This is a genomic window from Stenotrophomonas maltophilia group sp. P373 (assembly GCF_053295075.1).
Map to the genome: position 1 here is coordinate 23,225 of NZ_CM129994.1, position 25,200 is coordinate 48,424.

General features: G+C 67.6%; 18 protein-coding genes. 10 read left to right on the forward strand and 8 right to left on the reverse strand.

Annotation, left to right across the window (positions count from 1 at the left end; translation table 11 throughout):
* Positions 1–43 precede the first annotated feature (43 nt).
* The 3 genes from ACSYHF_RS00105 (at position 44) to ligD (ending at position 4,016) form a co-directional block, all read left to right on the forward strand.
* On the forward strand, positions 44–442 hold the full coding sequence (locus ACSYHF_RS00105) for a hypothetical protein (protein ID WP_032954739.1): 399 nt from the start codon (positions 44–46) through the stop codon (positions 440–442).
* Between the two features lie 163 nt (positions 443–605).
* Entirely contained in the window at positions 606–1,526 is a 921-nt protein-coding gene (gene ku / locus ACSYHF_RS00110) for a non-homologous end joining protein Ku (RefSeq protein WP_069138180.1), read from the forward strand.
* 3 nt (positions 1,527–1,529) lie between these two features.
* Positions 1,530–4,016, forward strand: a complete 2,487-nt coding sequence (gene ligD / locus ACSYHF_RS00115; RefSeq protein WP_262221922.1) for a DNA ligase D — start codon at positions 1,530–1,532, stop codon at positions 4,014–4,016.
* A gap of 71 nt (positions 4,017–4,087) precedes the next feature.
* Here the strand turns inward: ligD and ACSYHF_RS00120 are convergent, their stop codons facing one another.
* From ACSYHF_RS00120 to adh, 3 genes are all read right to left on the reverse strand, one after another.
* A complete protein-coding gene (locus ACSYHF_RS00120) occupies positions 4,088–4,480 on the reverse strand; it encodes a hypothetical protein (protein ID WP_188239568.1) in 393 nt (130 codons plus the stop codon).
* 149 nt (positions 4,481–4,629) lie between these two features.
* Positions 4,630–5,658 (reverse strand): alcohol dehydrogenase AdhP, encoded by a 1,029-nt coding sequence (gene adhP / locus ACSYHF_RS00125; RefSeq protein ID WP_262221923.1) that lies wholly within the window; start codon positions 5,656–5,658, stop codon positions 4,630–4,632.
* Between the two features lie 75 nt (positions 5,659–5,733).
* On the reverse strand, positions 5,734–7,275 hold the full coding sequence (adh, locus tag ACSYHF_RS00130) for an aldehyde dehydrogenase (protein WP_005421161.1): 1,542 nt from the start codon (positions 7,273–7,275) through the stop codon (positions 5,734–5,736).
* A gap of 236 nt (positions 7,276–7,511) precedes the next feature.
* On the opposite strand from adh, the gene ACSYHF_RS00135 reads away from it, so the two are divergent.
* Positions 7,512–9,401 carry a sigma-54-dependent Fis family transcriptional regulator gene (locus tag ACSYHF_RS00135; protein WP_049413388.1) on the forward strand — a complete coding sequence of 630 codons (1,890 nt, stop codon included), beginning with the start codon at positions 7,512–7,514 and terminating at the stop codon, positions 9,399–9,401.
* A 38-nt stretch (positions 9,402–9,439) separates the two neighbouring features.
* Here ACSYHF_RS00135 and eda read toward each other — a convergent pair whose 3' ends face one another.
* The gene (eda, locus tag ACSYHF_RS00140) at positions 9,440–10,078 is read right to left on the reverse strand and encodes a bifunctional 4-hydroxy-2-oxoglutarate aldolase/2-dehydro-3-deoxy-phosphogluconate aldolase (RefSeq protein ID WP_049438647.1); all 639 of its coding nucleotides are present in this window, start codon (positions 10,076–10,078) and stop codon (positions 9,440–9,442) included.
* The gene (locus ACSYHF_RS00145; protein ID WP_005421153.1) at positions 10,065–11,084 is read right to left on the reverse strand and encodes a sugar kinase; all 1,020 of its coding nucleotides are present in this window, start codon (positions 11,082–11,084) and stop codon (positions 10,065–10,067) included. Before ACSYHF_RS00145 ends, eda begins: the two co-directional genes overlap by 14 nt.
* A 283-nt stretch (positions 11,085–11,367) precedes the next feature.
* Here ACSYHF_RS00145 and ACSYHF_RS00150 point away from each other — a divergent pair, with 283 nt between their 5' ends.
* The gene (locus tag ACSYHF_RS00150; protein WP_005421151.1) at positions 11,368–14,118 is read left to right on the forward strand and encodes a TonB-dependent receptor; all 2,751 of its coding nucleotides are present in this window, start codon (positions 11,368–11,370) and stop codon (positions 14,116–14,118) included.
* Between the two features lie 138 nt (positions 14,119–14,256).
* Positions 14,257–18,060 (forward strand): LamG-like jellyroll fold domain-containing protein, encoded by a 3,804-nt coding sequence (locus tag ACSYHF_RS00155; RefSeq protein ID WP_447575979.1) that lies wholly within the window; start codon positions 14,257–14,259, stop codon positions 18,058–18,060.
* Positions 18,061–18,094: 34 nt separating this feature from the next.
* Here the strand turns inward: ACSYHF_RS00155 and ACSYHF_RS00160 are convergent, their stop codons facing one another.
* The 3 genes from ACSYHF_RS00160 to ACSYHF_RS00170 are packed head-to-tail and all read right to left on the reverse strand — an operon-like array spanning position 18,095 to position 21,327.
* Positions 18,095–18,682, reverse strand: coding sequence for a cysteine dioxygenase family protein (locus ACSYHF_RS00160; RefSeq protein ID WP_005421147.1), 588 nt, complete (start codon positions 18,680–18,682; stop codon positions 18,095–18,097).
* A gap of 51 nt (positions 18,683–18,733) precedes the next feature.
* Positions 18,734–20,356 (reverse strand): carboxylesterase/lipase family protein, encoded by a 1,623-nt coding sequence (locus ACSYHF_RS00165; RefSeq protein WP_005421145.1) that lies wholly within the window; start codon positions 20,354–20,356, stop codon positions 18,734–18,736.
* Positions 20,353–21,327 (reverse strand): alpha/beta hydrolase, encoded by a 975-nt coding sequence (locus ACSYHF_RS00170; RefSeq protein ID WP_095379115.1) that lies wholly within the window; start codon positions 21,325–21,327, stop codon positions 20,353–20,355. Before ACSYHF_RS00170 ends, ACSYHF_RS00165 begins: the two co-directional genes overlap by 4 nt.
* Before the next feature lie 174 nt (positions 21,328–21,501).
* Here ACSYHF_RS00170 and ACSYHF_RS00175 point away from each other — a divergent pair, with 174 nt between their 5' ends.
* From ACSYHF_RS00175 to ACSYHF_RS00190, 4 genes are read left to right on the forward strand one after another with little or no spacing between them, the layout of a single operon-like run.
* Positions 21,502–22,329, forward strand: a complete 828-nt coding sequence (locus tag ACSYHF_RS00175) for a 2-keto-4-pentenoate hydratase (protein ID WP_005421139.1) — start codon at positions 21,502–21,504, stop codon at positions 22,327–22,329.
* A 40-nt stretch (positions 22,330–22,369) separates the two neighbouring features.
* A complete protein-coding gene (locus ACSYHF_RS00180) occupies positions 22,370–23,371 on the forward strand; it encodes a TRAP transporter substrate-binding protein (protein ID WP_005421137.1) in 1,002 nt (333 codons plus the stop codon).
* A 10-nt stretch (positions 23,372–23,381) separates the two neighbouring features.
* Positions 23,382–23,912 (forward strand): TRAP transporter small permease, encoded by a 531-nt coding sequence (locus ACSYHF_RS00185; protein ID WP_005421135.1) that lies wholly within the window; start codon positions 23,382–23,384, stop codon positions 23,910–23,912.
* A gap of 3 nt (positions 23,913–23,915) precedes the next feature.
* Positions 23,916–25,199: a TRAP transporter large permease gene (locus tag ACSYHF_RS00190; protein WP_262221924.1), complete on the forward strand. Its 1,284-nt coding sequence runs from the start codon at positions 23,916–23,918 to the stop codon at positions 25,197–25,199.
* The last annotated feature ends 1 nt before the right edge of the window (position 25,200 follow it).

Consider the following 25,200-nt stretch of genomic DNA (forward strand, 5'->3'; position numbering starts at 1 on the left):
CGCGCGTATTCCTGCCCACCCGCCCCCGCTGCAGGAGCCGGCCATGCCCCGTCTTGAACGACCCGCACCGTCCGTGTTCAACGCCCTGCTCGATCCGCTCGGCCAGCGCACCGCACAACGCCGCACGCGCCGCCATGAAGATCCGCAGGCGGTGGCGCAGGACTACCTGCAGTACATGCTCAGCGACTACGAAGAGCGTCGCGGGCAGAACCACCGCAACTGGCGCGATCTATGCCCGGTCTATGCCTTCGCATTGACCACCCACGCTGCGGACTGGCCGCGCGGTGACGCCGCGGATACCTGTGAGGAACTGGCCGAACACTGGGAACAGATGCGCGGGCAGTCGCGGTTGAGCTGGTCGCAGGCACGGCCGGTGGTGGAAGACGCCTGGCGCGCCCTGGATCATATTCCTGCGGCGGCGGTGAGGCCGCTGCTGCAGTAGTGCCGGCCGCTGGCCGGCAACCTCAGGAAACTTCAGGCCGCGAGCTCTGCCGGCCCGCAGCCGGCACTGCCGTTCTCCGTAGAACCCACGTGCACGGTATCGACACGGGTGGTTTACACCGCCCATCCGAAGCTGGATGCCCTGCCCCGCCAAAGGTACGCCCATGGCCCGCCCGATCTGGACCGGCACGCTGTCGTTTGGCCTGCTCAACGTGCCGGTGTCGCTGATGTCAGGCGAACGCAAGGTCGATCTGCAGTTCCGCATGCTCGACTCCCGCGACCGCAAGCCGATCCGCTTCGAGCGGGTCAACGCCGATACCGGCGAGGAAGTGCCATGGAAGGACATCGTCAAAGCCTATGAGTACGACAAGGGCAGCTATGTCGTGCTGGAGGAAGGCGATATCCGGTCTGCGGCACCGGAAAGCCACGAAGCGGTGGAGGTGGAATCGTTCGTGGATGCCGCGCAGATCGACCCGCGCTACTACGAGAAACCCTACCTGCTGGTGCCCGGCAAGAAGGCCGAAAAGGGCTACGTGCTGCTGCGTGAGACATTGCGCAGTACCGGCAAGGTGGGCATCGCCCGGGTGGTGGTGCGTACCCGCGAATACCTGTGCGCGGTGATGCCGCATGCGGACGCGCTGGTGCTGATGATCCTGCGCTATCCGCAGGAACTGGTGGATCCCGAAGATTACAAGCTGCCCACCGGAAAGCTCGCCGATTACCGCATCAGCAGCAAGGAAACGGCGATGGCCGAGCAGTTGATCGAGTCGATGTCCGGTGATTGGGATCCGTCGCAGTACCACGACGAATTCCGCGAGCGCCTGCAGCAGGTGCTGAACAAGCGCATCAAGTCCAAGGGCGGTACCACCCGGGTGGAGGATGAGCCTGTATCGCGCGAGGATTCCACCACCAACGTGGTCGATTTCATGGCGCTGCTGCAGAAGAGCCTGGACGCGAACAAGCGTACGCCGGCGAAGAAGATGGCAACGCGGAAAGCAGCCACCAAGCCGACGGTAAAGAAGGCCGCAAAGAAGGCAACGAAGAAGGCCGCAAAGAGAACCGCTGCACGGCGCAAGGCAGGTTGAGCCATGTCGTTGCACCAGTACCGGCGAAAGCGCCGGCTTGGCGGTGGCTTCGGGCAGACACCGGAACCTGACGACACGCCCGCACACGGCAACCCGAAGCGGCGGCCGATCTTTGTCATACAGCTGCACCATGCCACTTCGCGGCACTATGACTTCCGCCTTGAGATGGACGGTGTGCTGAAAAGCTGGGCGGTGCCGAAGGGTCCTTCGTTTCGCGTTGGTGACAAGCGGCTGGCCGTGGAAGTGGAAGACCATCCGCTGTCCTACGCCGGTTTCGAAGGAGATATTCCCGAAGGCCACTACGGCGCTGGCCACGTGGAGGTCTTCGATCACGGCACATGGGCCTGCGAAGGCGATCCACTGCAGGCACTGGCAGCGGGAAAGATCGACTTCGTGCTGCATGGGCAACGCCTGGCTGGCGGCTGGAAGCTGGTGCGTACAGCGATGAAGGGACGCCAGGTACAGTGGTTGTTGATCAAACGCGACGACGAGGAAGCGCGTGATGCCGAAGCAGATGATCTGCTCCAATCCCCCATGCCGAAACGCACATCCGCAGTGAGCAAGCGCACGGTGGGCAAGTCAACGCGCGCCGCACCGGCTGCACGATCGGCGACCCGCAAGGCCGATGCGCGTTGGCATGCGCGAGCGCTGAACCTGGATGGCGCGCGTGACACGCCCTACCCGCGTGCTTTCAAGCCACAGTTGACCGATCATCGCGACAGTGCACCGGACGGCGAGCGCTGGTTGCATGAGATCAAGTGGGATGGCTATCGCCTGCTGGCCGATCTGCACGAAGGCAAGGTGACGCTGCGCTCCCGCAACGGCCTGGATTGGACCGGTGATTTCCCCGAGGTGGTACAGGCCGTGCAGGCACTGCCGGTGCGGGATGCGCGCCTGGACGGTGAGCTGGTGGTGCTGGACCGGGATGGACGCAGCGACTTCGCCGCGCTGCAGCGCGTGATCGACGGGAGTTCGAAGCAACCGTTGCGCTACATCGTTTTCGATCTGCCGGGTGTGGCCGGCGTGGACATCAGTCGTTCACCGCTGCTGGAGCGCAAGGCGCTGCTGAAGGATCTCATCGGTCCCACGCCCGGAACCCTGGCCTTCAGCGAGCACGTGATCGACCATGGCCCGCAGGTATTCGATGCCAGCGGCAAGGCGGGATTCGAAGGCATCGTCAGCAAGCAGGTGGATGCGCCCTACGTGAACACCCGTGCACGCAGCTGGGTGAAGGTGAAGCACGAAGACACCGACGAGTTCGCGATTGTCGGCTACACGGCACCGAAGGGCTCCCGGGTGGGGTTCGGCTCGCTGCTGCTGGCGACGCCGGACAAGGGCGGCTTGCGCTATGTGGGCCGCGTTGGCACCGGCTTCGACGACGAAAGCCTGCGCGCGCTGCACAAGGCGCTGCAGCCGTTGGCGGTGAAGGCGCCTGTGCTGCAGCTGCCGGCGCACGTGCCGTTCCGCGCCGCCAGCGTGCGCTGGGTGAAGCCGGTGACGGTGGCGGAGGTGGCATTCCGTGGCTGGGGCAAGGAAGGCCTGCTGCGCCAGGCCAGTTTCAAGCGGCTGCGCAGCGACAAGCAGAAGGAGGACCTGGGAGTGGCCGTCTCGAGTGCTGAAGCCGGGGGCGAGGTCCAGATCACCCATCCAGAGCGGGTGGTGTTCCCAAGGCAGAAGCTCAGCAAGGGCGACGTGGCGGACTACTACCAGCGCGTGGCGCGCTGGATCCTGCCCGAAATTGTCGGGCGGCCCTTGTCACTGCTGCGCTGCCCGGATGGCGTGGGCAAGGCCTGCTTCTTCCAGAAGCACCATGGCCCCGGCCTGGGCGATGCCGTGCACGCGGTGCCCCTTCAGCAGAAGAGCGGCCGCGAGGACTACGTCTACATCGACGATGTGCGGGGCCTGCTGCAACTGGTGCAGATGAACACCCTGGAGCTGCATCCGTGGGGCGCGACCGTGGCCGATCCCGAGCACCCGGATCGCTTGGTGTTCGATCTCGATCCCGGTGAAGGGGTGGGTTGGGCAGAGGTGAAAGCTGCTGCGCGTGATGTCCGTGACCGCCTGCAGGAAGTCGGCCTGAAGAGTTTCGTGCGGCTGTCCGGTGGCAAGGGCGTGCACGTGGTGGTGCCGCTGCGGCCCAAGGCCGACTGGGAACAGGCCAAGGCGTTCTGTGAGGCGTTCGCCCGGGCGATGGCGGAGCGGGCGCCGGACCGCTACGTGGCAACAATGAGCAAGGCCAAGCGTGGTGGCGTCATTTTCATCGACTGGCTGCGCAATACGCGGGGTGCCACCAGTGTGTGCTCGTGGTCGTTGCGTGCGCGCGATTCCGCCGGCGTGGCAGTACCGCTGCGCTGGGATGAACTGGCTCGTATCAATGCCGCCGACGCATTTCCCATGGGCAAGGCGCTGGCGCGCGCGAAGCGGCTGAAGGCGGACCCTTGGCACGGCATCGCGCGGCTGAAGCAGACGCTGCCGTCGCTGAAGCGGTAGTGCCGGCCGCTGGCCGGCAACGGCAGGATGGCCGAGGTTGCCGGCCAGCGGCCGGCACTACCTGCATGCGCTCAGCGCGGATCGCGCGAGGCGCGACGGCCGAACCACCAGCCGGCTAGCAGTTGCAACGGCAGCGACGCCAGCAGTGAAATGACGAACCAGAACGGGAAATCCGCACCCGCCGTCCACATGGCGTAGCCACAGCCCAGCGCGACCAGCGACCAGATCGAGAAGCCGTGCGATCGCGGCCAGCAGGGCGCGTAATAGGTGGCAAAGGAAACCCCGGCGATGCCACCGAGCACGCTGAAGGTGAGATCCCAGCCCAGCTGCACGCTGTTGTTGTCCGGCGACAGGCCCAGCAACGGTGGCAGCCAGCTGGCGACGCTGCTGACCAGCCCAAGCGACAGCACACCGCCGATCAGGGCAACGAGGGACAGGAACAGGGTCTTGAGCACGCCAGGCATGCGCGCATTGTACGGCTGCGGCGGAGAACCCGGCATGCCGGCCAGCGACCGGCACTACCGAAATGTGGGGGGAACCGATCGGATGAATCGGCATGGCCGCCGCGTCCGTGGGAGAGGGGGACGGAGCGACGGCGGCCATGCACAGGCGATCAGGCGGCGAAGTCGAGCACCACGCGGCCTTCGATGGTGCCCGCATGCATGCGCGCGAACACGTCGTTGATGTTTTCCAGACGGTCGGTGCTGACCGTGGCCGCGACCTTGCCCTCGGCGGCGAACTGCAGCGATTCCTGCAGGTCCAGGCGGGTACCGACGATCGAGCCGCGCACGGTGATGCCGTTGAGCACCATGCCGAAGATGTCCAGCGGGAAGTTGCCGGGCGGCAGGCCATTGAGCGAGACAGTGCCGCCACGGCGCACCATGCCCAGTGCCTGCTCGAACGCCTTCGGCGATACCGCGGTGACCAGCGCACCGTGGGCGCCGCCGATTTCCTTCCTGAGGAACGCGGCCGGGTCGGTGGTGCGCGCGTTGACGGTGACCTGCGCGCCCAGCTGGCGGGCCAGTGCCAGCTTGGTGTCGTCCACGTCCACTGCGGCCACATTCAGGCCCATCGCGCGGGCGTACTGTACGGCCATGTGGCCCAGGCCACCGATGCCGGAAATCGCCACCCAGTCACCGGGCTTGGTGTCGGTGACCTTCAGGCCCTTGTAGACGGTCACGCCGGCGCACAGCACCGGCGCGATCTCGACGAAGCCCACCTCCTTCGGAAGCAGGCCGACATAGTTGGCATCGGCCAGTGCGTACTCGGCGAAGCCGCCGTTGACCGAGTAGCCGGTGTTGCGCTGCGTCTCGCACAGCGTTTCCCAGCCACCCAGGCAGTGTTCGCAATGACCACACGCCGAGTACAACCAGGGGATGCCGACCCTGTCGCCTTCCTTGACGTGCCCTACCCCGCCTCCCACGGCCACGACGTGCCCCACGCCCTCGTGGCCGGGGATGAACGGCGGGTTCGGTTTCACCGGCCAGTCGCCCTCGGCGGCGTGCAGGTCGGTATGGCAGACGCCACAAGCCTCGATCCTGACCAGCACCTCGCCCGCCCCCGGGCGCGGTACCACGACTTCCTCGATGACCAGTGGCTTGCCGAACTCACGGACGACGGCGGCCTTCATGGTTCTGTTCATGCATGCTTCTCCGTAGTGCGCTTGCAGACAGGATGGCGCCGGCCCCATGCCTGCGCCTTGATCCCGATCAATCCATCAGAAGAAGCCGAGCTTCTTCGGCGAATAGCTGACCAGCAGGTTCTTGGTCTGCTGGTAGTGGTCGAGCATCATCCGGTGGTTCTCGCGGCCGATGCCCGACTGCTTGTAGCCACCGAATGCGGCGTGCGCCGGGTAGGCGTGATAGCAGTTGGTCCACACGCGCCCGGCCTGGATGGCACGGCCCATGCGGTAGAGGCGCGCGGCGTCCCGGCTCCACACGCCGGCACCCAGGCCGTACAGCGTGTCGTTGGCGATCTGCAGAGCTTCTTCCTCGGTCTTGAAGGTGGTCACCGCTACCACCGGCCCGAAGATCTCCTCCTGGAAGATGCGCATGCGGTTGTGGCCCCTGAATACGGTGGGTTTCACGTAGTAACCACCGGCCAGGTCGCCACCCAGGGTGTTCTGCTCGCCACCGATCAGCACTTCGGCCCCTTCCTGCTTGCCGATGTCGATGTAGGAGAGGATCTTGTCCAGCTGTTCGGCGGAGGCCTGTGCGCCGATCATGGTGTCCGGGTCCAGCGGATCACCCTGCCTGATCGCGGCCACGCGCCTGAGCACCCGTTCCATGAAACGCTCGTAGATGGATTCCTGTACCAGCGCACGCGACGGGCAGGTGCACACTTCGCCCTGGTTCAGCGCGAACAGCACGAAGCCCTCCACGGCCTTGTCGAGGAAATCATCGTCCTCGGCCATCACGTCGGCGAAGAAGATGTTGGGCGACTTGCCGCCCAGTTCCAGCGTCACCGGAATCAGGTTCTGGCTGGCGTACTGCATGATCAGGCGGCCGGTGCTGGTCTCGCCGGTGAAGGCGATCTTGGCGATGCGTGGGCTGCTGGCCAGCGGCTTGCCTGCTTCCAGGCCAAAGCCGTTGACGATGTTGAGCACGCCCGGGGGCAGCAGGTCACCGATGATCTCCATCAGCACCAAGATCGAGGCCGGGGTCTGCTCGGCCGGCTTGAGCACCACGCAGTTGCCGGCGGCGAGCGCCGGGGCCAGCTTCCAGGCCGCCATCAGCAACGGGAAGTTCCACGGGATGATCTGGCCGACCACACCCAGCGGTTCGTGGAAATGATAGGCCACGGTGTCCTTGTCGATCTCCGACAGGCTGCCTTCCTGCGCGCGCACCACGCCTGCGAAATAGCGGAAGTGGTCGACCATCAGCGGGATGTCGGCGTTGAGGGTTTCGCGGATCGGCTTGCCGTTGTCCCAGGTCTCGGCGCGCGCGATCAGTTCCAGGTTCTGCTCGATGCGGTCAGCGATGCGGTTGAGGAGGTTGGCGCGCTCGGCGGTGGAGCGCCTGCCCCAGTCTTCCTTGGCGGCATGGGCCGCATCCAGCGCGGCCTCGATGTCGTCGGCGTTGGAGCGCGCCACCGAGGTGAGCACCCTGCCGGTGATCGGCGTGATGTTGTCGAAGTACTGGCCGCTGCGCGGTGCCACCCACTGGCCACCGATGTAGTTGTCGTAGCGGGGTTTGAACAGCGTGCCGGGACCGGCCGGGTCGGTTGAGGGCGAGGGCGGGATTGAAGCAACGGCATTCATCGGGGGCACTCCTTGGATGGCCCGGACAACCCGGGACCTGCCCGGCTACCGCAACGAGCGTGCCAATCCCGCTGGTGCTGCGGCGCATCACGCGGCGCGGCGGCATCAGTGTTGGCGGTCCCCTGGCGGAATGCCGCAGCGCACCAGTGGACGTCATGGCACTTGAAGGCGGGATGTGCTTTTAATCGAAACAGTGCCCGCAACAGCTGTCGCAGAATGCGACAAGGAGCGAGAGGGTGTCCCAGCCGATTCTTCCCGAGCGCGTCGGCGGCGCGCGCCGTGCCTTCTTCGAGCGCGGTGCAGTGCCGGCTGGCGTGGTACCCGACGCCATCCTGCAGTCGTGGCGGCGCTGCCAGCGCCAGGGCCTATCGGTGGATGCACGGCCCGACGTGGCGCCGGTGCCCGAACCCTCCCTGCGCGAACTGCGCCAGCGCCGCGAGCGCCTATGGCGGCTGGCCCGGCCCGAGCTGGAAGGCCTGGCCGGCTCGCTGGCCAGCAGTGATGGCATCGTGCTGCTCACCGATGAGGAAGGCTGGGTGCTGGATGCCGAGGGCAGCAACAGCTTCCTGGACCGTGCCGGCCAGGTCGCGCTGATGCCCGGCGTGCGCTGGGACGAAGGCACCGTCGGCACCAATGCCATCGGCACCGCCATCGTCGAAGGCCGCGCCCTGCAGGTACGCGGCGGCGAGCATTTCTTCGCCCCGCACGGCATCCTCACCTGCTCGGCCACACCGATCTTCGATCCCTTCGGCCAGCGCGTGGGCGTGCTCGACATTTCCGGTGACGCGCGCCACGCCCATCTGCATGCGCTGGCGCTGGGTCGCCAGGCCGTGGACCAGATCGAGCACCGTTACTTTGCCGACGGACTGGACGACTGCGAACTGCTGCACCTGCATGCCCAGCCGTTGCTGCTGGGCAGCCCGCGCGAAGCGCTGCTCGGCTTCCGCAACGGCCGCCTGGTGGCTGCCAACCGCGTTGGCCTGGGGCTGTTCGGGCTGGACCGGCACGACATCGGCCACGCCTCCTACGAGGCCCTGTTCGACCAGCCACTCGCGCGGCTGCACGACGACGGCATGCTGCTGGACCGGCAGGGACGCGCGCTGTACGGCCACAGTGAAAGCAAGCGCCGCGCACGCGCCGGCAGCGTCGTGCCCGCACGCGCTCCGCGCGTGGTCCCCGTGGCTCCCGTGCCGGCGGCGCCCGGCACGGTGCTGGCCACGCCGGTGCAGCAGCAGTTGCACCGGGCCGTGCGCGTGCTCGATGCCGGCCTGCCGGTGCTGGTGCAGGGGGAGACGGGCACCGGCAAGGAAGTATTCGCACGCGAGCTGCACCGCCGCAGTACGCGCGCCGGCCAGCCGCTGGTGGCGGTGAACTGCGCGGCCCTGCCAGAGGGGCTGATCGAAGCGGAGTTGTTCGGCTACGAGGAAGGGGCCTTCACCGGCGCGCGCCGGCAGGGCAGTACCGGCCTGCTGAGGCAGGCCCAGGGGGGTGTGCTGTTCCTCGATGAGATCGGCGACATGCCGTTGGCCCTGCAGCCGCGACTGCTGCGCGTACTGCAGGAACGCGAACTGTCACCGCTCGGCGGTGGCCGTCCGGTAAAGCTGGACTTCGCCCTCGTCTGCGCCAGCCACCGCGACCTGCAGCAGGCCGTGGCCGACGGACGCTTCCGCGCGGACCTGTACTACCGCATCGCCGATCATGTGGTGCACCTGCCCACCCTGCGCGAACTGGACGAGCGCGGCGCCCTGCTGCAGGCGCTGTGGGCACCGATGGCCCAAGGCCGCGTACTGCAGGCCGAGGTGCTGGAGCTGCTGCAACGGCAGCGCTGGCCGGGCAACCTGCGGCAGCTGCAGGCCTGCCTGCGCACCCTGGTGGCGTTGAGCGACCCCGGCGAGCCGATCACTGCAGCACACCTGCCGGCGGACCTGATGAGCACGCCGCTGTCGCCGCAGGTGACGGCCGCAGACAGCGCCTGCGCTGTCCGCGGTGGGCTGCGCGATATCGCCGAGGAGGTGATGCGTCAGGCCCTGCAGGCCGCCGACGGCAACATCTCCGCGGCGGCCAAGCAGCTGGGCATCAGCCGCAGCACGCTGTACCGGCGCCTGGGCCGGCCCGCCACGCGCTGAGCGCGCGCGACGGTGCCCGGTGCAATGCAGCAGCGGCCTCAGCCGGCCAGCACCGCGGCCTCGCGGGCCAGGCGTTCGATGGCATCCCAGTCGCGGGTCTGCAGCAGCGCCGGGGTGGTCAGCCACGAACCGCCCACGCACAGCACGTTGGGCAGGTGCAGGAACTGTGGTGCGGTCTGCACGCTGATCCCGCCCGTCGGGCAGAAGCGGACATCGGCGAACGGCCCGTGCCAGGCCGACAGCAGCGCGGCGCCGCCAGCCTGCACGGCAGGGAAGAATTTGAACGTATCCAGGCCGTGCTCCAGGCCCAGGATCAATTCCGACCCGGTGGCCACGCCCGGCAGGTAGGGCAGGTCGGCATCGCGGGCGGCTGCATACAGGGCCGGCGTAGCGCCGGGCGACACGGCGAAACGCGCGCCCGCCTCCCGGGCCGCCTGCATCTGCGCGGGCGTGAGGACGGTGCCGGCACCGACCACGGCATCGGGTACCGCCTCCCGCATCGCCCTGATGGCGTCCATCGCCTGCGGCGTGCGCAGCGTGACTTCGATTACCGGCAGGCCACCACGGAACAGCGCCTGTGCGACCTGCACGGCCTCCTCCACCGAGCCGGGGGTATACACCGGAATCACCGGTGCCAGTTTCAGCACCGCGCGCACGCGCGGATCAGCGGCGGACATCGAATCGCTCCTCGCCCATCAGGGCCAGCACGTCAGCTTCGCTGACAGGATTGAAATCACCGGGGATGGAATGCTTCAGGGCCCCGGCGGCCAGGCCGAAGCGCACAGTGGCGTCGGCATCAAGGCCGGACAGGATGCCATGCAGGATGCCGGCCGCGAAGGCATCGCCACCGCCGATGCGATCGACGATGCCCTGCAGCTGGCGCACGGGCGCCTGCGCGCGTGTTCCGTCGCGGCCCAGCAACAGTGCACCCATCGCATGGTGGTCGACGCTTATCACCTGCCGCTGCGTGCACGCCATCCACTGCAGCTGTGGAAACGCTGCGAACGCAGCGACGGCGGCGGCCTCGACGCGGGCGACCGGCTCCTGTTGCGTGAACGGCCGGTCCAGCACCACCTCCATGTCACGGTGGTCGGCGAAGACGATGTCGGCCTGGGCGAACAGCTCGTGCAGCACGGCCTGGGCGTCACCACCCCAGCGCTGCCAGAGCCTGGGGCGGAAGTTGCCGTCAAAGGAAACACGAACCCCGGCCTGCCGCGCCGCGCGTGCGGCATCCAGCGTCGCTGCGGCGACCTCCGGCCCCAGTGCCGGGCTGACCCCGGACAGGTGCAGCCAGTGCGCGCCCTGCAGCAACGCCGGCCAGTCATGGTCGCCCGCAGTGCTGCGCGCGAACGCCGAGTCCGCGCGGTCATAGACCACTTCGCTGGCACGCTGGACCGCCCCGGTGGTGAGGAAATACAGCCCCATCCGAGCGCCCGGCACCTCGTGAACGTGGCGGGTGTCCACGCCGTGCCGGCGCAGTTCTGCCAGCGCGTGGGCACCGAGCGGGTTGCCTGCGACCGCGCCGACCATCGAGACCTGGTGTCCCAGCCGGGACAGCGAGACACCCACGTTGGCTTCCGCTCCGCCCACGTGCACCTGCAACTGCGGAGACTGCAGCAGCAGCTCGCGGCCGGGCGCACCCAGGCGCAGCAGCAGCTCCCCGAAACACACGATACGACCCATCTCCGCTCCTTCGTGCTTGCCGCCAGCGTGGGACACTGCGCGGCATGGTTGTGGACCACGTGGGGGTGTGGCGTTGACTAGCGGTGTCATTCTAGACCGAAGTTGCGCTGCGGATGCTCGGTTCGTATGTCGAAACCATTGTCCTGCAAGCGTCTTGGAGACATTGCGGATCTGTTGCGCTGCAAGATGCCCGATTCGAGGCGTGCTGTTAACGTCGGCTTTGACCAGCGGTGTCATTCCGCTGCACAGCTGCGATACCAGACCTTTGGGAGAGGGGAAAGGCATGCAATCTCGGATCCACGGAAAAAAGACACCGGTTACCTTGCTGGCAATGGGCGTGGCGCTGGCCCTGTCCACCACGGCGGCTGCCCAGCAGCAGGCCGCCACCGATCTGGACACGGTTACCGTCACCGGCTACCGCGCCAGCGTTGAAAAGGCGCTGGACATCAAGCGCGGCGAAGCCGGCGTGGTCGACGCCATCGTTGCCGAGGACATCGGCAAGTTCCCCGACCTGAATCTGGCCGAATCACTGCAGCGCATCCCGGGCGTGGTCATCACCCGCGAGGCCGGCGAAGGCCGCAACATCTCCGTGCGCGGCCTGGGCCCGGATTTCACCCGCGTGCGCATCAACGGCATGGAGGCGCTGACCACCGTCGGCGCCGGTGACCAGAGCGGTGGCACCAACCGCGGCCGTGGCTTCGACTTCAATGTGTTCGCCTCGGACCTGTTCTCGCAGCTGCTGGTGCGCAAGACCGCCTCGGCCGACGTTGAAGAAGGCTCGCTGGGTGCCACGGTCGATCTGCGTACCGCGCGGCCGTTCGACTATGAGGGCTTCACCTTCGCCGCCAGTGGCCAGGCCAGCTACAACGCCATGGCCGAGAAGGCCGACCCGCGGGTCGCGGCGCTGGTATCCAATACCTTCGCCGATGGCACCTTCGGCGCCCTGCTTTCGGTGGCCTACTCCGAGCGCCAGGCGCTGGAGGAAGGCTCCAACACCGGGCGCTGGGCCAACGGCCCGAGCAACGGCAATTTCGCGGCCTCTTCGCCGTTCGCCGCAGCGCGTGGTGCCAACGTGTTCCATCCGCGTTTCCCGCGCTACGTGCAGATGGAGCATGAGCAGAAGCGCCTGGGCGTGACCGGCTCGCTGCAGTGGAAACCCGGCGATGCCACTGAAATCTCGCTCGACGCGCTGTACTCGAAGATCGATGCCACCCGCGATGAAAACTACATCGAGGCGATCTCCTTCAGCCGCGGCACCAGCAGCACGCCGCGCCTGGTCGGCAAGCCGGCCATGGTGGTCCGCAACGGCGTGATCGAGAACAACGCCCTGGTCCAGGGCGAGTTCGACAATGTCGACATCCGTTCCGAAAGCCGCCATGACGAATGGAGTACCGAGTTCAAGCAGATCGCACTGAACGGCCAGCATCGCTTCGGAGATGATTTCACCCTGTCCGGCAAGATCGGCATCTCGCGCTCCAGGCATGAGAACCCCGTGCAGACCACGGTGATCATGGACAAGTATGACGTCGATGGTTACAGCTACGACTATCGTGGCAACAACCGCGCGCCGGTCCTCAACTATGGCATCGACCCGACCAACCCCAACGGCTGGGAGCTGGCGGAAATCCGCCTGCGGCCGCAGTACGTGGACAATGACTTCGATACCGGCCAGATCGACTTCAACTGGAATCTCGGCCCGGGCTTCCGCCTGAAGGGCGGCGTGCTGGCCAAGGACTACACGTTCAGCACCACCGAGCTGCGCCGTGCCAGCGAGCTGGCCGTACCCGGCTTTGCCGATGGCACGAAGGTCGTGCCGGCGGGCATGACCACGCCCGCAGGGCTGAAGGGCATCAACGGCAGCCCCGCCAGCTGGGTCGTCCCCGACCTCGGGGCGATTGCCGAGCAGTTCGACATCTACAGCAACAGCGGCAGCTTCGCGGTGGCGCCGCGTGCCAACAATGTGCGCAGCGTGGAAGAAAAGGACCGCGGTGCCTACTTGATGGGCGAGTTCTCCACCGAACTGGGCGGCCTGCCCCTGTCGGGCAACGTGGGCGTGCGGTACGTGCGCACCAAGCAGTCCTCCACCGGCCTGTCCACGCTGGCCAACGGCACGGTGCAGACCACGGCCAACCGCACCTATGACGACACCCTGCCCTCGTTCAACCTGGTGGCGGAAGTCACGCCGGACTTCCTGATCCGGCTCGGCGCGGCCAAGGTGATGAGCCGGCCGGGACTGGGCAGCCTGACGCCCGGTGCGACCGTGGCTGTGGCCGGCGGCGCGCGCACCATCTCCAGCGGCAATCCTGACCTGGATCCGATCCGCGCGACCAATGTCGATCTCGGCTTCGAATGGTACTTCGCCGAGGGTGCGATGGCCGGCATCGGCCTGTTCTACAAGGACATCGAGAGCTTCATCCAGACCACCCGCGAAGTGCGTCCCTACAGCGACAGCGGCCTGCCCGCCTCGCTGCTGGAAGGCACCGGAGCCTCGGCCAGCGATGACTTCACCTACAGCAAGCCGGTCAACACGCCCGGTGGCGAACTGCACGGCGTGGAAGCCAACTACACGCAGCCTTTCACCTTCCTGCCCGGCAAGTGGGCCAACCTCGGCATACAGCTGAACTACACCTGGGTGGAATCGAAGATCCAGTACCTCAACTCGGCAGGCCAGCCGGTCATGAAGACCGATCTCACCGGCCTGTCGAAGTCATCGTGGAACGCGACGCTGTTCTACGAAGGGGAGCGGTTTGCCGGCCGCATCTCGGCGACCAACCGCGATGACTACCTGACCCAGGCCCCTGGCCAGGAGACCGGCTTCAATCTGGATGGCTACCACGGCATGACCGGCACCACGGTGTTCGATGCCTCCGTCCGCTACAAGATCAGCGACCAGCTGGAACTGAGCCTGGAAGGCATCAACCTGACCAACGAGGCGTCCGACGAGTGGGTCTACTCGCCGCTGACCGGCCGACTGCCGTTGCAGTACACCGAAACCGGCCGCCAGTTCCTGCTGGGCGTGCGCTACAAGTTCTGAGCAACGCCGGCGGCGCGTGCCGATACGCGCCGCGGTTCGCCATGACCGCTGCTGCGCCGCAAGGTGCCGCTGCGGCGTGGCCTTGCTACGGTCCGGCGGCCCGCCGCCGGCCGTCGCCCGTTGAAAGGAAATGTCTCCATGCCGCACCGCACGACCGTGTTCCGCTGCCTGCTGCTGGCAGTCGCCCTGGCCGCAGGCCCCGCGACGGCCGCCGCCGATGTCCCCACCCTGCTCTTCCATGTGGATGCCAATCACGGCCTGCAGGCCGTGACCGCTCACGGTGAGGCCGTAGCGAACTTTCGCGACAAGGTGGCGGTGGTCGACGACGGCAAGCATGGCAAGGCCATCCAATGGGAAGACGACGGCGTGCTTGCCTGGGATGCGCCGGGCAACATCCTGGCCCAGCGCGGCACGCTGGCCTTCGACTGGCGTTCACGCTACGCGGTGGGTGAAGCGCCGTTCGTGATCTTCCGCGTCGGCTACGCCGACCACAGCAGCTGGGACATGGCCTGGCTGCGCATCGACTGGAACGGGCACGGCTTCGATGCCTTCGTCACCGACGCCAACCTGGCACGCACCCGCGTGTCGTTCCGCATGGATGCACTGCCGCGTCCCGACCAGTGGTTGCACCTGGCCTTCGCCTGGGACGAGGACCAGGGCGTGCGCCTGTTCATCGATGGCCGCGAAGTCGCGCGCGCGCAGGCCACCGGCGATTACGATGCCGCGCTGGACCAGCTTGGCCTGGCCGGTCGGGTGATGGCGCCGTACCAGGTGCAGAGCCGCTACAACTTCCTGCGTGGCAGCGATTTCCAGCACATCCGGGTCTACGACCGCATGCTGGATGTGCCAGCGGTGGCAGCGCTGGCTCGCGGGCGCGAACCGGCCAGCGCCGTGGGGGTTGCCGATAGCACGCGCGCCTGGCGCCACCGCTTCGGCTGGGATGGGGCTGCACCCCCAGCGGTGGCGGCGGGCGGCGCCCGCATCCGCAAGATCGAATTTGCCGACACCCGTGACCTGAAGGCGTGGATGTGGAAGGCCACCGATGGCATCGCCGAAACCACCTGGCCGGGCGTCTACAACCGCTCGCGCCTGCCCGGCCGCAATGACTACTTCCAGCTTCCGGACTGGAACACCTATGTGGAAGGCGGCCAGCACCTGGACCTGACCCTGCCGGCCACCGAAACGGTGAATCGGGTGGAGATCCGTGGTGCGGCCTTCGGCACCCTCTCCCACGGGCCCGACGCCGAACATGCCACCGACGTGCTGGTCACGCGCGCGCGCGGCGTGGTGCGCAGCGTCGACAACATTGCCGCACAGCGCGGCGGCGTGCTGCGCTTCAGCAACGTCGAGCAGGAAACACCGATCCAGGAAATCTGGGCCTACCACGTGAGCGAGGGCGGCGAGCCGGAAGGCACGGTGAAGCAGACTTACATCATCGACAGCCACGCGCTGCCCGACTACACCAACCTGGACGCATTGCGCCGCTACATCGATGGACGTTTCCCGGCCGCCGAACGCAGCACGGTGATGGCGCTGCCGAAGGGCGCCGGTTCCCGCCGCCGGGATGCCGGCACCCTGCCTGCGCATCCGCGGCCCATCGTGCACGTGCTGATCCCTTCCGGGGTGGGCGATGCACCCGCCAACCAGCCGCTGATCCGCAGCTGGGCCTACAGCTGGGAGAACATGCACGACGGCCTGGACGGCGTGGCCATCGACCTTCCTGCGCTCAACCTGCCGCCCACCCACGATGGGCTGATCCCGCTGAACATCCGCATCAAGGATCCGATCTGGCCGGCGCGCGACATGATCGACGTATCGGTGTCGGTGCCACCAGGGCAGAAACGCACGCTGTGGCTGGACCTGCGCGATCGCATCCTCACCCCGGACAGCCTGTGGCTGAGCATCGCCTCGGCCGCACCGGGCTTCGATGCCGATGCCCTCGACGGTGCGCAGGTCCGGCTGGTGTTCAAGCCGCGTGCCGACGCGCTGAGGGAGCACGTGGCCGACCGCTTCAACCAGGTCCGCGACAACTGGGGTTTCCTGGTGGAGGAGCACACCACGTCCAAGCGCCAGCGACTGTACGCGCGCGTGTATGCGGACCTGAGCGACCTGCTGCGGGTGGACCCGGACCATGAACTCGGCCGCCTGTACTGGAACTACATCAGCTACAACAGCCAGGGCCGCCCGCCCTACACGGCGCCTGCCGTGCCCAGGGGCGTGCCGGCGTGGGCATTCAACCAGGTGCAGGACCTGGCGCAGGTGCGGCAGTTCGTCGACTGGTGGATCGATGAACGGCAGGTGGCCTACGGGGATTTCGGCGGTGGCATCTCCGACGATTCCGACCTGACCCAGCAGTGGCCGGGGCTGGCCCTGATGGGTGTGCAGCCGGACCGATTGAACGCCTCGCTGACCGCGCTGTCCGATGCGGTGTACCGCAACGGCATGTTCAGCAACGGCTTGAGCACCATCGAGACCGACGAGCTGCATTCCTATGAGGAAGGCATCAACACCAACAGCGCCATGCTCTACCTCAACTGGGGCGATCCGCTGACGCTGGAACGCCTGATGGAAACGGTGAAGGCCTTCGACGAGCGCATCATCCTGCGCAACCCGCAGGGCCACCTGCTGTTTTCCAGCAACTGGTTCGGTGGCAACAAGGTCTACCGCGAACCGAACTGGCAGTGGCAGAAGCCGTATTCTTTCCCGGTGCTGCACCCGGCGTTCCTGCTGGGCCAGTACAACGCCGATCCCACCGGCCGCGCGCTGGTGATCGGCCTGGCCGATGGCTATCTGGCCCACGCAGGCAAGGACGACAAGGGACGCTTCACCCTGCCCAACGAGATCAACTGGGCCAGCGGTGCCACCCGCGGCGGCGAGTTGAACAACGGCTCCGGCAGCGGTGACACGATGCACACCTTCTGGGCGGCGTGGCGCTGGAGCGGCGATGCGAAGTACCTGCAGGCACTGGACTACCGCGTGGCCCGTGGCGGCCCGGGCGCACTGGCCAACCTGGGCGAGAACGTCGTGGACGTACTGGGCCGGCAACAGGACTGGTACCCGCTGCTGCGCGCCGAGGCCGACGCGGGAAAAACCGGTTTCGCCAGCCTGATGGCGTGGCAGGCCAGCGGCGACAGGTCATACATCGCCGCCCTGCATGCCGACGGCCTGCAGGCGAAAGTGCAGCGCGCATACATGAACACCGAGGGCCACTGGTGGTCCGACCGCGTGGAAGCGCCCAGTGAATTCCTGCAGCGCGCACGCCTGGGTGGCATTGCGCTGAAGCGCAACCAGAGTTGGCCCGGCCATACCGTCAGCTGGCGCTTCGACCGCGAGGGAGCGGCCGAACAGGTCGCCCTGCTGGTGCATGCGCCGTCGCGTGAACGTTTCACCGTTACCAGCTACAACCTGGGCACGCGCACCATCGGCGCCGACATGACCGGCTGGAACGTGGCCAGCGGGACCTGGCGGATACGCAGCGGCGTGGATGCCGATGGCGATGGCCACATCGACGGCACGCCCGCCGAACGCCGCGTGCAGCTGGAAACCAGCGCTTCGGTAGCGCTGCAGTTCCGTCCCGGGCGTACCGAGGTGTTCGAGTTCGAACGCGTGTCCGAGGGAACACCGGTGGAAACACGGCCGGACCTGGGCGTGGGTCGCGGCGACGTACGCATCGACGGCAGCCAGCTGCAGGTGACCGTGCACAGCCTGGGGCATGTCGGCACCGGCGTGGGCGTAGCAATGCTGGAAGACGCGCGCGGTCGCGAGATCGCCCGCACGGACGTGCCGGCGCTGGGGGCACCCAGTGACCTGCAGCCGAAGACCGTGCAGGTCTGGTTGCCATTGCCGGCCGGCGACCGCAGCGGCCTGCGCGTGCGCGTGGCGTTGGCCGACGGTGGCGAGGAAGTGACCCGGCTCAACAACGTGGTCGGCGTGCCACGATGATGCCTGCATTACGCCCGGCTTGATCCGGCGCGGGTCAGGACGCCTCGGTCTCCAGCCGCTTCATCCGGCGCTGGTACCAGCCATCATCCAACGGCTCGAACACCGCGCTGCGTTCCATCACGCCCTCGTAGACGTGCAGCGACACGGCCACGTCTGCGTCGCTGGCGTTGCACAGCGTGTGGTACTCGTGCGGCGGAATCAGGCTGCCGGCGCTACCGCGGTGGCCGTACAGCGTGGGCTGGGCGGCAAAGCGATGACGTTCGCCATCCTGTTCAATCAGCGCATAGGGAGTGACGATCAGTTCGCCCTGCCAGACACCCTCCACGCACCACATGGCATCGTGGTCATGCAGGGGCGTGCCCTGGCCTGGGCCCCAGCACATGGCGATGACGCTGTAGCCCAGGGTCGGGCTGCGGTGCAGTTCACGGCGTGCGTAATGCCCTTCGACCGGGCGCCGCACGCAGGGGGGCAGCTGGATGGACGGATCGACGATGGCCTCGCGCAGCACCCGCTGCAGCGCACCGGTGATGGCCTCCGGCGTACCCAGCATCACCGCGGCATCGATCGCAGCGAACAGCCGCTCCCGGCCGGTGAATGACGGTGGCAAGGACATCGTTCCCATGTCCCGACTCTAGCCGAGAGGGGTTAACAGAATGTTTGCACCGCGGTGTCATCACTGCGTACCGCGCTGCACGAACGGTACTTTCGCGTACAGCGCACGTTCGCCGGCACGAGGATCGTCCACCACGCCGCTCTGGCGATCGAACAGCATGGTCTGCCGCCGGGGCAGCGCGTAGGGTGGCCATTGCGGCATTCCGCGATGATTGGGGTCGCCGTTGCGCGCGAAGGCGATCAGTGCGTCGCTCATTGCCGCCGCCAGCGTATGCGCATCCGCGCCGCCACCAGTGCGTGCGCCGGGCAGGCCGGCGTTGTCGAACACCAGTGGGATGTCCAGCGTGTGGAAGGCGCGCAGCCGGCCTTGCTCCACCGGTGAGCCCCAGTCCAGCTGGTAGGCCCAGGTGGGCGCGGCCCCACTGGGCTGGCGCGCACGCGCTTCCAGTTCCTCCACTGCGCCGCGCCAGGAACGGCCTGCGGTAGTGGCCGCGAAGAACACCTCCGAAGGCGTGTAATGCGGGTACAGGCGCCGGTACTCGGCGATCACCGTCTGCGGCAGCAGATCCACGAACTGCTGGCGTTGCAGCTGTGCCGGCAGCGTGTCCCAGGTCAAGGTGAAGTTGGCCGGATCGTTGCCGAGGAAGGCGCGGGTCTCGTCGCGCGTATTGCCGATCACCATCGGAATGCTGGCCGACTGCCGCGGTGCCTGCGGCCAGAACGGATGCACCGGAAGGGAGACTTCGTCCAGTACCGGCCCGAAGTACAGCGATGTGCTTTCCACCCGCGATGGATCGCGGGCACGGGTGGCTGCAAGCAGATCGGCGGCCGGGAGCCGCAGCAGGGCAGACAGGTCCTTTGCACCCACTGCCTCCATTGCAATGGCGGCGCGCTGTGCGGCGGCACGCGGGCCGGCCGCGGTGACCTGCTGCCCGCTCATCGTCCACGCGCGCTGGAACAGGCCGCGTGCCGCGGGCATCGCCATCAGCGTGGCGATCTTGGCGCCGCCCCCGGACTGGCCGAACACGGTGATGTTTCCAGCGTCACCGCCGAAGATCGCCGCGTGTTCGCGTACCCACTGCAGCGCCTGTACCAGGTCGAGCTGGCCGACATTCCCCGACGCGGCGTAGCGTGCGTCGCCAAGTGCGCCCAGGTACAGGTAACCGAAGGTGTTCAGCCGATGATTGAGGGTCACTACCACCACATCGCCGCGGCGGCACAGCGCACTGCCGTCGTACAGCGGATCGCTGCCGGAGCCGTTGTTGAACCCACCCCCGTGCATGTAGACCAGCACCGGGCGGCGGCCGCCATCCCCCAGTGCGGGGGTCCAGACGTTGAGGAACAGGCAGTCTTCGCTGCCGGGGCCTTCCGCGCCGCCCTGCGGTGCGGCCGCGCCATAGTCCAGTGCGTCGGCGATCCCGTTCCATGCCGCTTCCCGGCGTGGTGGCTGGAAGCGATGGGTGCCGGTATCGGCGCCGTAGCGCATGCCGCGGAATACCAGCACGCCTTGTTCATGCTGGCCGCGCACGCGCCCCCCGCGCACGCGGACGATCGGCAGGCGTTCGTCGCGTGCACCGGGCAACGCCGCTGCCGGCAGTGCCACCAGCGTGGCCGTGGCCAACGCCCAGCGCGCGCTGTCGCGCAGGAAACGGCGGCGCTGCAGATCGTCGGGTGCTCCCGTCATCGGCTGCCCTCCGCACCCTTTCCTGCTGTCAGCCATGCCTGTGCCAGCGCTGGCCACTGCGCCAGGGTGGAGCCGGGCTGCAGGCGCATGCCGAAGCCGTGGCCACCATGGGCGAACACATGCAGTTCGTGCTCGACACCTGCCCTGGCCAGCGCCTGCGCCATCACCTCGCTGTTGTGCACGCTGACCACGCGATCGTCGTTGGCATGGATCAGCATGGTCGGTGGCATGTCCGCGCGCACGTGCTCCTGCACCGAGTACTGGGCCGCCAATGCGGGGTCAGGGTGCTCGCCCAGCAATCGCCCGCGCGAACCGCTGTGCGCATGCGCGCCCATGTCGATGACCGGGTAGACCAGCACCGCCCGTGCCGGGCGCGCGCTCAGCTGATCGATCGCATCGCGTGCGGGATAGACCGGAGCATCGAAGCCGGTGGCCAGCCGCGCAGCCACGTGGCCGCCGGCGGAAAAGCCCATGACCGCCACATTGTCAGCCTCCAGGCCGCGGCGTGCGGCCTGGTCGCGCACGACCCGCAGCGCACGCTGGGCATCGGCCAGCGCCGCCTGGCGGTCCCTGCCCGGCTGCGGCAGGCGGTAGCGAAGCACGAACAGGGTGAAGCCTGCCCGCTGCGCCCAGTCCGGCACCAGCGCGCTGCCCTCCTTGTCGATTACCACCCGCTGGTAGCCGCCGCCCGGAATGACCAGCACCGCCTGCCCGTTCGGACGTGGCGGCGCGTGCACGATCATGTATGGCGCATCGATCCCGTCCACGAACCGGTCCGGATGGGCCGGATCGGGGCTGCGCTCAACCACCCGCGCCTTCCGTGCCGGAGCGCTCTGGCCCGGTACCTGGCCGTCCGGCCACAGCGGCAGGCGTTCGCCCGCCACCTCCCCGGCAAGCCGCTGGCCGTCGCGCAGCGGGACGTCGGCGGCACGTGCCGGGGCAAGCGTCAACAGAACGCACAGGAACAGCACAAGAGGGGGCAAACGCATGGCGGACCGGGCTCCAGCGAAGGGTGGGCAGCGTGCCGCAAGCGCCCCGGAAGCGGGTGTGATGCGCTGCGGCTTGCGCGATGACACCGGTTTACCATATACACCTCCTGCAGACGCTGTCGACGGGCAGTGCAACAACGCAGAGGGAGACCGTTCTTGAGCAACGAACACGGCACACAGGGGCAGAGGCCGGCGCCGGACGGTGCAGCCGCCATCGCCCGCGCCTTCACCGATGCACGCCGCGCAGGCAAGGCCCTGCCCGCGTTCCCCGGAGAGATCCCCGGCGATCTGGTGGCTGCCTACCACGTGCAGGACCAGGCCATCGGTCTGTGGAGCGATACGGTGGTCGGCTGGAAGGTGGGTTACATCGCTGCCGAGCGCCGCGACGGTTCCGGCGATGAGCGCCTGCTGGGGCCGATCTTCAAACGTCAGCTCTGGAATGATACCGGTGGAACAAGCGACATCCCGGTCTTCGTCGGGGGCTTCGGCGCAGTGGAAGCAGAGTACGTGCTGGAGCTGTTGGAGGACGCGCCGGCCGGACAGCTGCACTGGTCCCCGGAACAGGCCGAAGCGCTGCCTGCGCGCCTCTACATCGGCGTGGAAGTGGCCAGCAGTCCGCTCGCCACCATCAACGAACTCGGTCCGCGCGTGGTGGTGGCCGACTTTGGCAACAACAATGGCCTGGTGCTGGGCCCGGAGATCGTCGACTGGACCGCACGCGACGAAAACTCGCTGCGTGCCGAGACACTGATCGAAGGTGAGGTGGTCGGCACCGGTGGCGCCACCCGCCTGCCCGGTGGCCTGCGGGCGGCCTATGCCTTTGCGCTGTCCCGTTCGGCCCTGCGTGGCCGGCCGCTGCGCAAGGGCGACCTGATCGCCACCGGCAATGCCACCGGCATCCACGATATCGAGGCAGGACAAACGGCGCTGGTGCGCTTTGCCGGCTTCGGTGACATTGCCTGCCGGGCCGTGCCCGCGGGATGACCGCGGGGCTGCCCTGGTGAACACGCGCGGGAGGGCGCAGATGATCACACGACGTAACTTCCTGGCCGGTGGCGCTGCTGCCCTGGCCACCCCGATGCTCGCCGCCTGTGGCCGCGGGCCGGGCAGCGATATGGCCGGTGGCGCGCTGTTGACCGCCACCGACGTGCATGTGGCCGACTACCCTACCGTCAGCGCGGTGAAGTGGATCGGCGAAACGCTGCAGCGCGAAACCAACGGCCGCCTGCGCCTGCGCCAGTACCACTCCGGCCAGCTGGGCCGCGAATCCGAGGCGATCGACATGGCGCGCTTCGGTGCCATCGATATCACCCGCGTCTATGCCGGTGCGCTGAACAATGCCTTTCCGCTGACCCAGGCGCTGTGCCTGCCCTACGTGTTCACGTCGGTGGCGCACCAGCGTGCCGTGTTGGATGACGGCGTGGCCGAAGCCGTGCTGCGCGGCTTCCAGGGCCGCGGCCTGGTCGGCCTGGCGATCTACGATTCCGGTGCACGCTGCTTCTACAACACCAAGCACCCCATCGTTTCGCCCAAGGACCTGCACGGCCTGAAGCTGCGCGTCGCCTCATCGGACATCTTCATCCAGCTGATGCGCCTGCTCGGCGCCAACCCGACGCCGATGTCGCTGGGCGACACGTTCTCCGGCATGGAAACCCACATGATAGATGGCGCCGAGAACAACATGCGCAGCTTCCATTCCAGCCGCCATTTCGAAGCGGCGCACTACTGGTCGCAGAGCGACCATTCGTACGCGCCGGACGTGTTGCTGATGTCGCGTGCCAGCTTCGAACGCCTGTCGCCTGACGACCGCCAGCTGCTGCTGCAGACCGCGCGCGCATCGGTGAAGGTGATGCGCGAGCAGTGGGATGCGTCGGAGGACGCCGCACGCCGCGCCGTGCTGGCCTATGGGGTGAAAGCCAACGAGGTGGACATGCCCGCCTTCCGCACCGCCGCCCAGCCGCTGCTGCAGCAGTACCTGCAGCAGCCGGAGATCGCCGCGCTGGTCGACCGCATCCGCGCCGCCTGAGGACACTGCCATGACCGAGACGACGACGCCCGCCACCGGGCCTGGCCAGCGCCTGCTGGACCGCATCGCCGACATCGCCATCTACGGCGCCGTTGCTGCCCTGCTGGGGCTGGTGGTGGTGCAGGGCTGGCAGGTGTTCGCGCGCTACGTGATCAACGATTCGCCCAGCTGGACCGAGCCGGTCACGCTGCTGCTGCTGGCCACGGCGATGAGCCTGGGTGCCGCCTGCGGTGTGCACACCAACCGCCACTTCGGCTTCTTCCTGCTGCACGCCTGCATGGGCCCCGGCCTGCGCCGTGCGGTGGACGTGCTGGTGCAGCTGGTTGTGGCGGTGCTGGGAGGCTTCATCGCCTTCTGGTCGGGTGATCTGCTGCTCGACGGCCTGGACATCAAGACCGCCGGCGCCGATCTGCCGCAGAGCATCAACTACCTGCCACTGGCGGTGGGCGGCGGGCTGATGCTGCTGTTCGCGCTGAACCGTGCGTGGAACGCGCTGCAGGCCCGCGCCACCGGCGCCGAAGACGCTGAAGGAGATCGTTGATCCATGGGTATCACCATCCTGTTCTCCGTGTTTGCCGTGTTGCTGCTGCTCGGCGTGCCGGTGGCTTACGCGCTGGCCGCAGCCGCGCTGGCCACCCTGCTCTACCTGGATATTCCCAGCATCGTGCTGGTGCAGCAGATCTCGGCCGGTACCGGCTCGGCCTCGCTGATCGCCATTCCGTTGTTCATCTTCGCGGGCGAGATCATGATGCGCGGCGGCATCTCGGAGCGCCTGATCGCCCTGGCCTCGTCGCTGGTTGGCCGCTTGCGCGGTGGCCTCGGCCAGGTCTCGATCCTGTCCTCGCTGTTCTTCGGTGGCGTGTCCGGCTCGGCCATCGCCGATGTCTCGGCGGTGGGCGGCACGATGATCCCGCAGATGGTCAAGCGCGGCTATGACCGCGACTTCGCGGTGAACGTCAGCATCACCGCCGCGCTGGTGGCGCTGCTGGTGCCGCCGTCGCACAACCTGATCCTGTTCTCGGCCGCTGCTGGCGGGGGCCTGTCCATCGCCGACCTGTTCGCCGCCGGCATTGTCCCCGCGCTGCTGATGACGCTGGCGCTGATGGTCACCGGCTATGCGGTGGCGCGCCGCCGCGGCTATGGCGTGGAGGTCTTTCCCGGCTGGCACGCCGTGGCCCTGCGCATCGTCTCCGCCCTGCCCGGCCTGGGCTTGGTCGCGCTGATCTTCATCGGCATCCGTGCCGGCATCTTCACCGCGGTGGAAAGCGCAGCCATCGCCGTGGTTTACGCCTTGCTGGTGACCACCGTGCTGTACCGGCAACTGCGCTGGCGCGAGTTCTTCGACACCGTCATCCATGCCGCGCGCAGCACGGGCGTGATCCTGTTCGTGATTGCCACCGCCGCCGTGTTTGGCTGGCTGCTGGCCTACCTGCAGGTGCCCGCGGCCGCCGTCGAGTTCCTGCAGTCGTTCGCGCACAGCCAGTTCATGGTGCTGCTGATGATCGTGGTGATGCTGCTGCTGCTGGGCACCTTCATGGACCTGGCGCCGATGATCCTGATCTGCACGCCGATCTTCCTGCCGGTGGCCCGCGCCTACGGCATCGATCCGATCCACTTCGGCCTGGTGCTGGTGCTCACCGGTGGCCTGGGTCTGGTCACGCCCCCGGTAGGCTCGGTGCTGTTCATCGGCACGGCCATCGGCAAGATCAGCGTGGGCCAGAGCATGCGCACCATCTGGCCGTTCTGGTTCGCCGCGCTCGCCGTGCTGCTGGTCGTGGCCTTCTTCCCCTCACTGTCGCTGTGGCTGCCCGCCGCGCTGCGCGGCTGAG

What these genes read in the sequence shown, in the direction of transcription:
- ACSYHF_RS00180 (WP_005421137.1), top strand. Translation starts at nt 22,370, where the DNA reads ATGATCACACGACGTAACTTCCTGGCCGGTGGCGCTGCTGCCCTGGCC.
- ACSYHF_RS00150 (WP_005421151.1), top strand. Translation starts at nt 11,368, where the DNA reads ATGCAATCTCGGATCCACGGAAAAAAGACACCGGTTACCTTGCTGGCA.
- ACSYHF_RS00185 (WP_005421135.1), top strand. Translation starts at nt 23,382, where the DNA reads ATGACCGAGACGACGACGCCCGCCACCGGGCCTGGCCAGCGCCTGCTG.
- ACSYHF_RS00120 (WP_188239568.1), bottom strand. Translation starts at nt 4,480, where the DNA reads ATGCCTGGCGTGCTCAAGACCCTGTTCCTGTCCCTCGTTGCCCTGATC.
- ligD (WP_262221922.1), top strand. Translation starts at nt 1,530, where the DNA reads ATGTCGTTGCACCAGTACCGGCGAAAGCGCCGGCTTGGCGGTGGCTTC.
- ku (WP_069138180.1), top strand. Translation starts at nt 606, where the DNA reads ATGGCCCGCCCGATCTGGACCGGCACGCTGTCGTTTGGCCTGCTCAAC.
- ACSYHF_RS00160 (WP_005421147.1), bottom strand. Translation starts at nt 18,682, where the DNA reads ATGGGAACGATGTCCTTGCCACCGTCATTCACCGGCCGGGAGCGGCTG.
- ACSYHF_RS00190 (WP_262221924.1), top strand. Translation starts at nt 23,916, where the DNA reads ATGGGTATCACCATCCTGTTCTCCGTGTTTGCCGTGTTGCTGCTGCTC.
- ACSYHF_RS00155 (WP_447575979.1), top strand. Translation starts at nt 14,257, where the DNA reads ATGCCGCACCGCACGACCGTGTTCCGCTGCCTGCTGCTGGCAGTCGCC.
- adh (WP_005421161.1), bottom strand. Translation starts at nt 7,275, where the DNA reads ATGAATGCCGTTGCTTCAATCCCGCCCTCGCCCTCAACCGACCCGGCC.
- ACSYHF_RS00105 (WP_032954739.1), top strand. Translation starts at nt 44, where the DNA reads ATGCCCCGTCTTGAACGACCCGCACCGTCCGTGTTCAACGCCCTGCTC.
- eda (WP_049438647.1), bottom strand. Translation starts at nt 10,078, where the DNA reads ATGTCCGCCGCTGATCCGCGCGTGCGCGCGGTGCTGAAACTGGCACCG.
- adhP (WP_262221923.1), bottom strand. Translation starts at nt 5,658, where the DNA reads ATGAACAGAACCATGAAGGCCGCCGTCGTCCGTGAGTTCGGCAAGCCA.
- ACSYHF_RS00145 (WP_005421153.1), bottom strand. Translation starts at nt 11,084, where the DNA reads ATGGGTCGTATCGTGTGTTTCGGGGAGCTGCTGCTGCGCCTGGGTGCG.
- ACSYHF_RS00165 (WP_005421145.1), bottom strand. Translation starts at nt 20,356, where the DNA reads ATGACGGGAGCACCCGACGATCTGCAGCGCCGCCGTTTCCTGCGCGAC.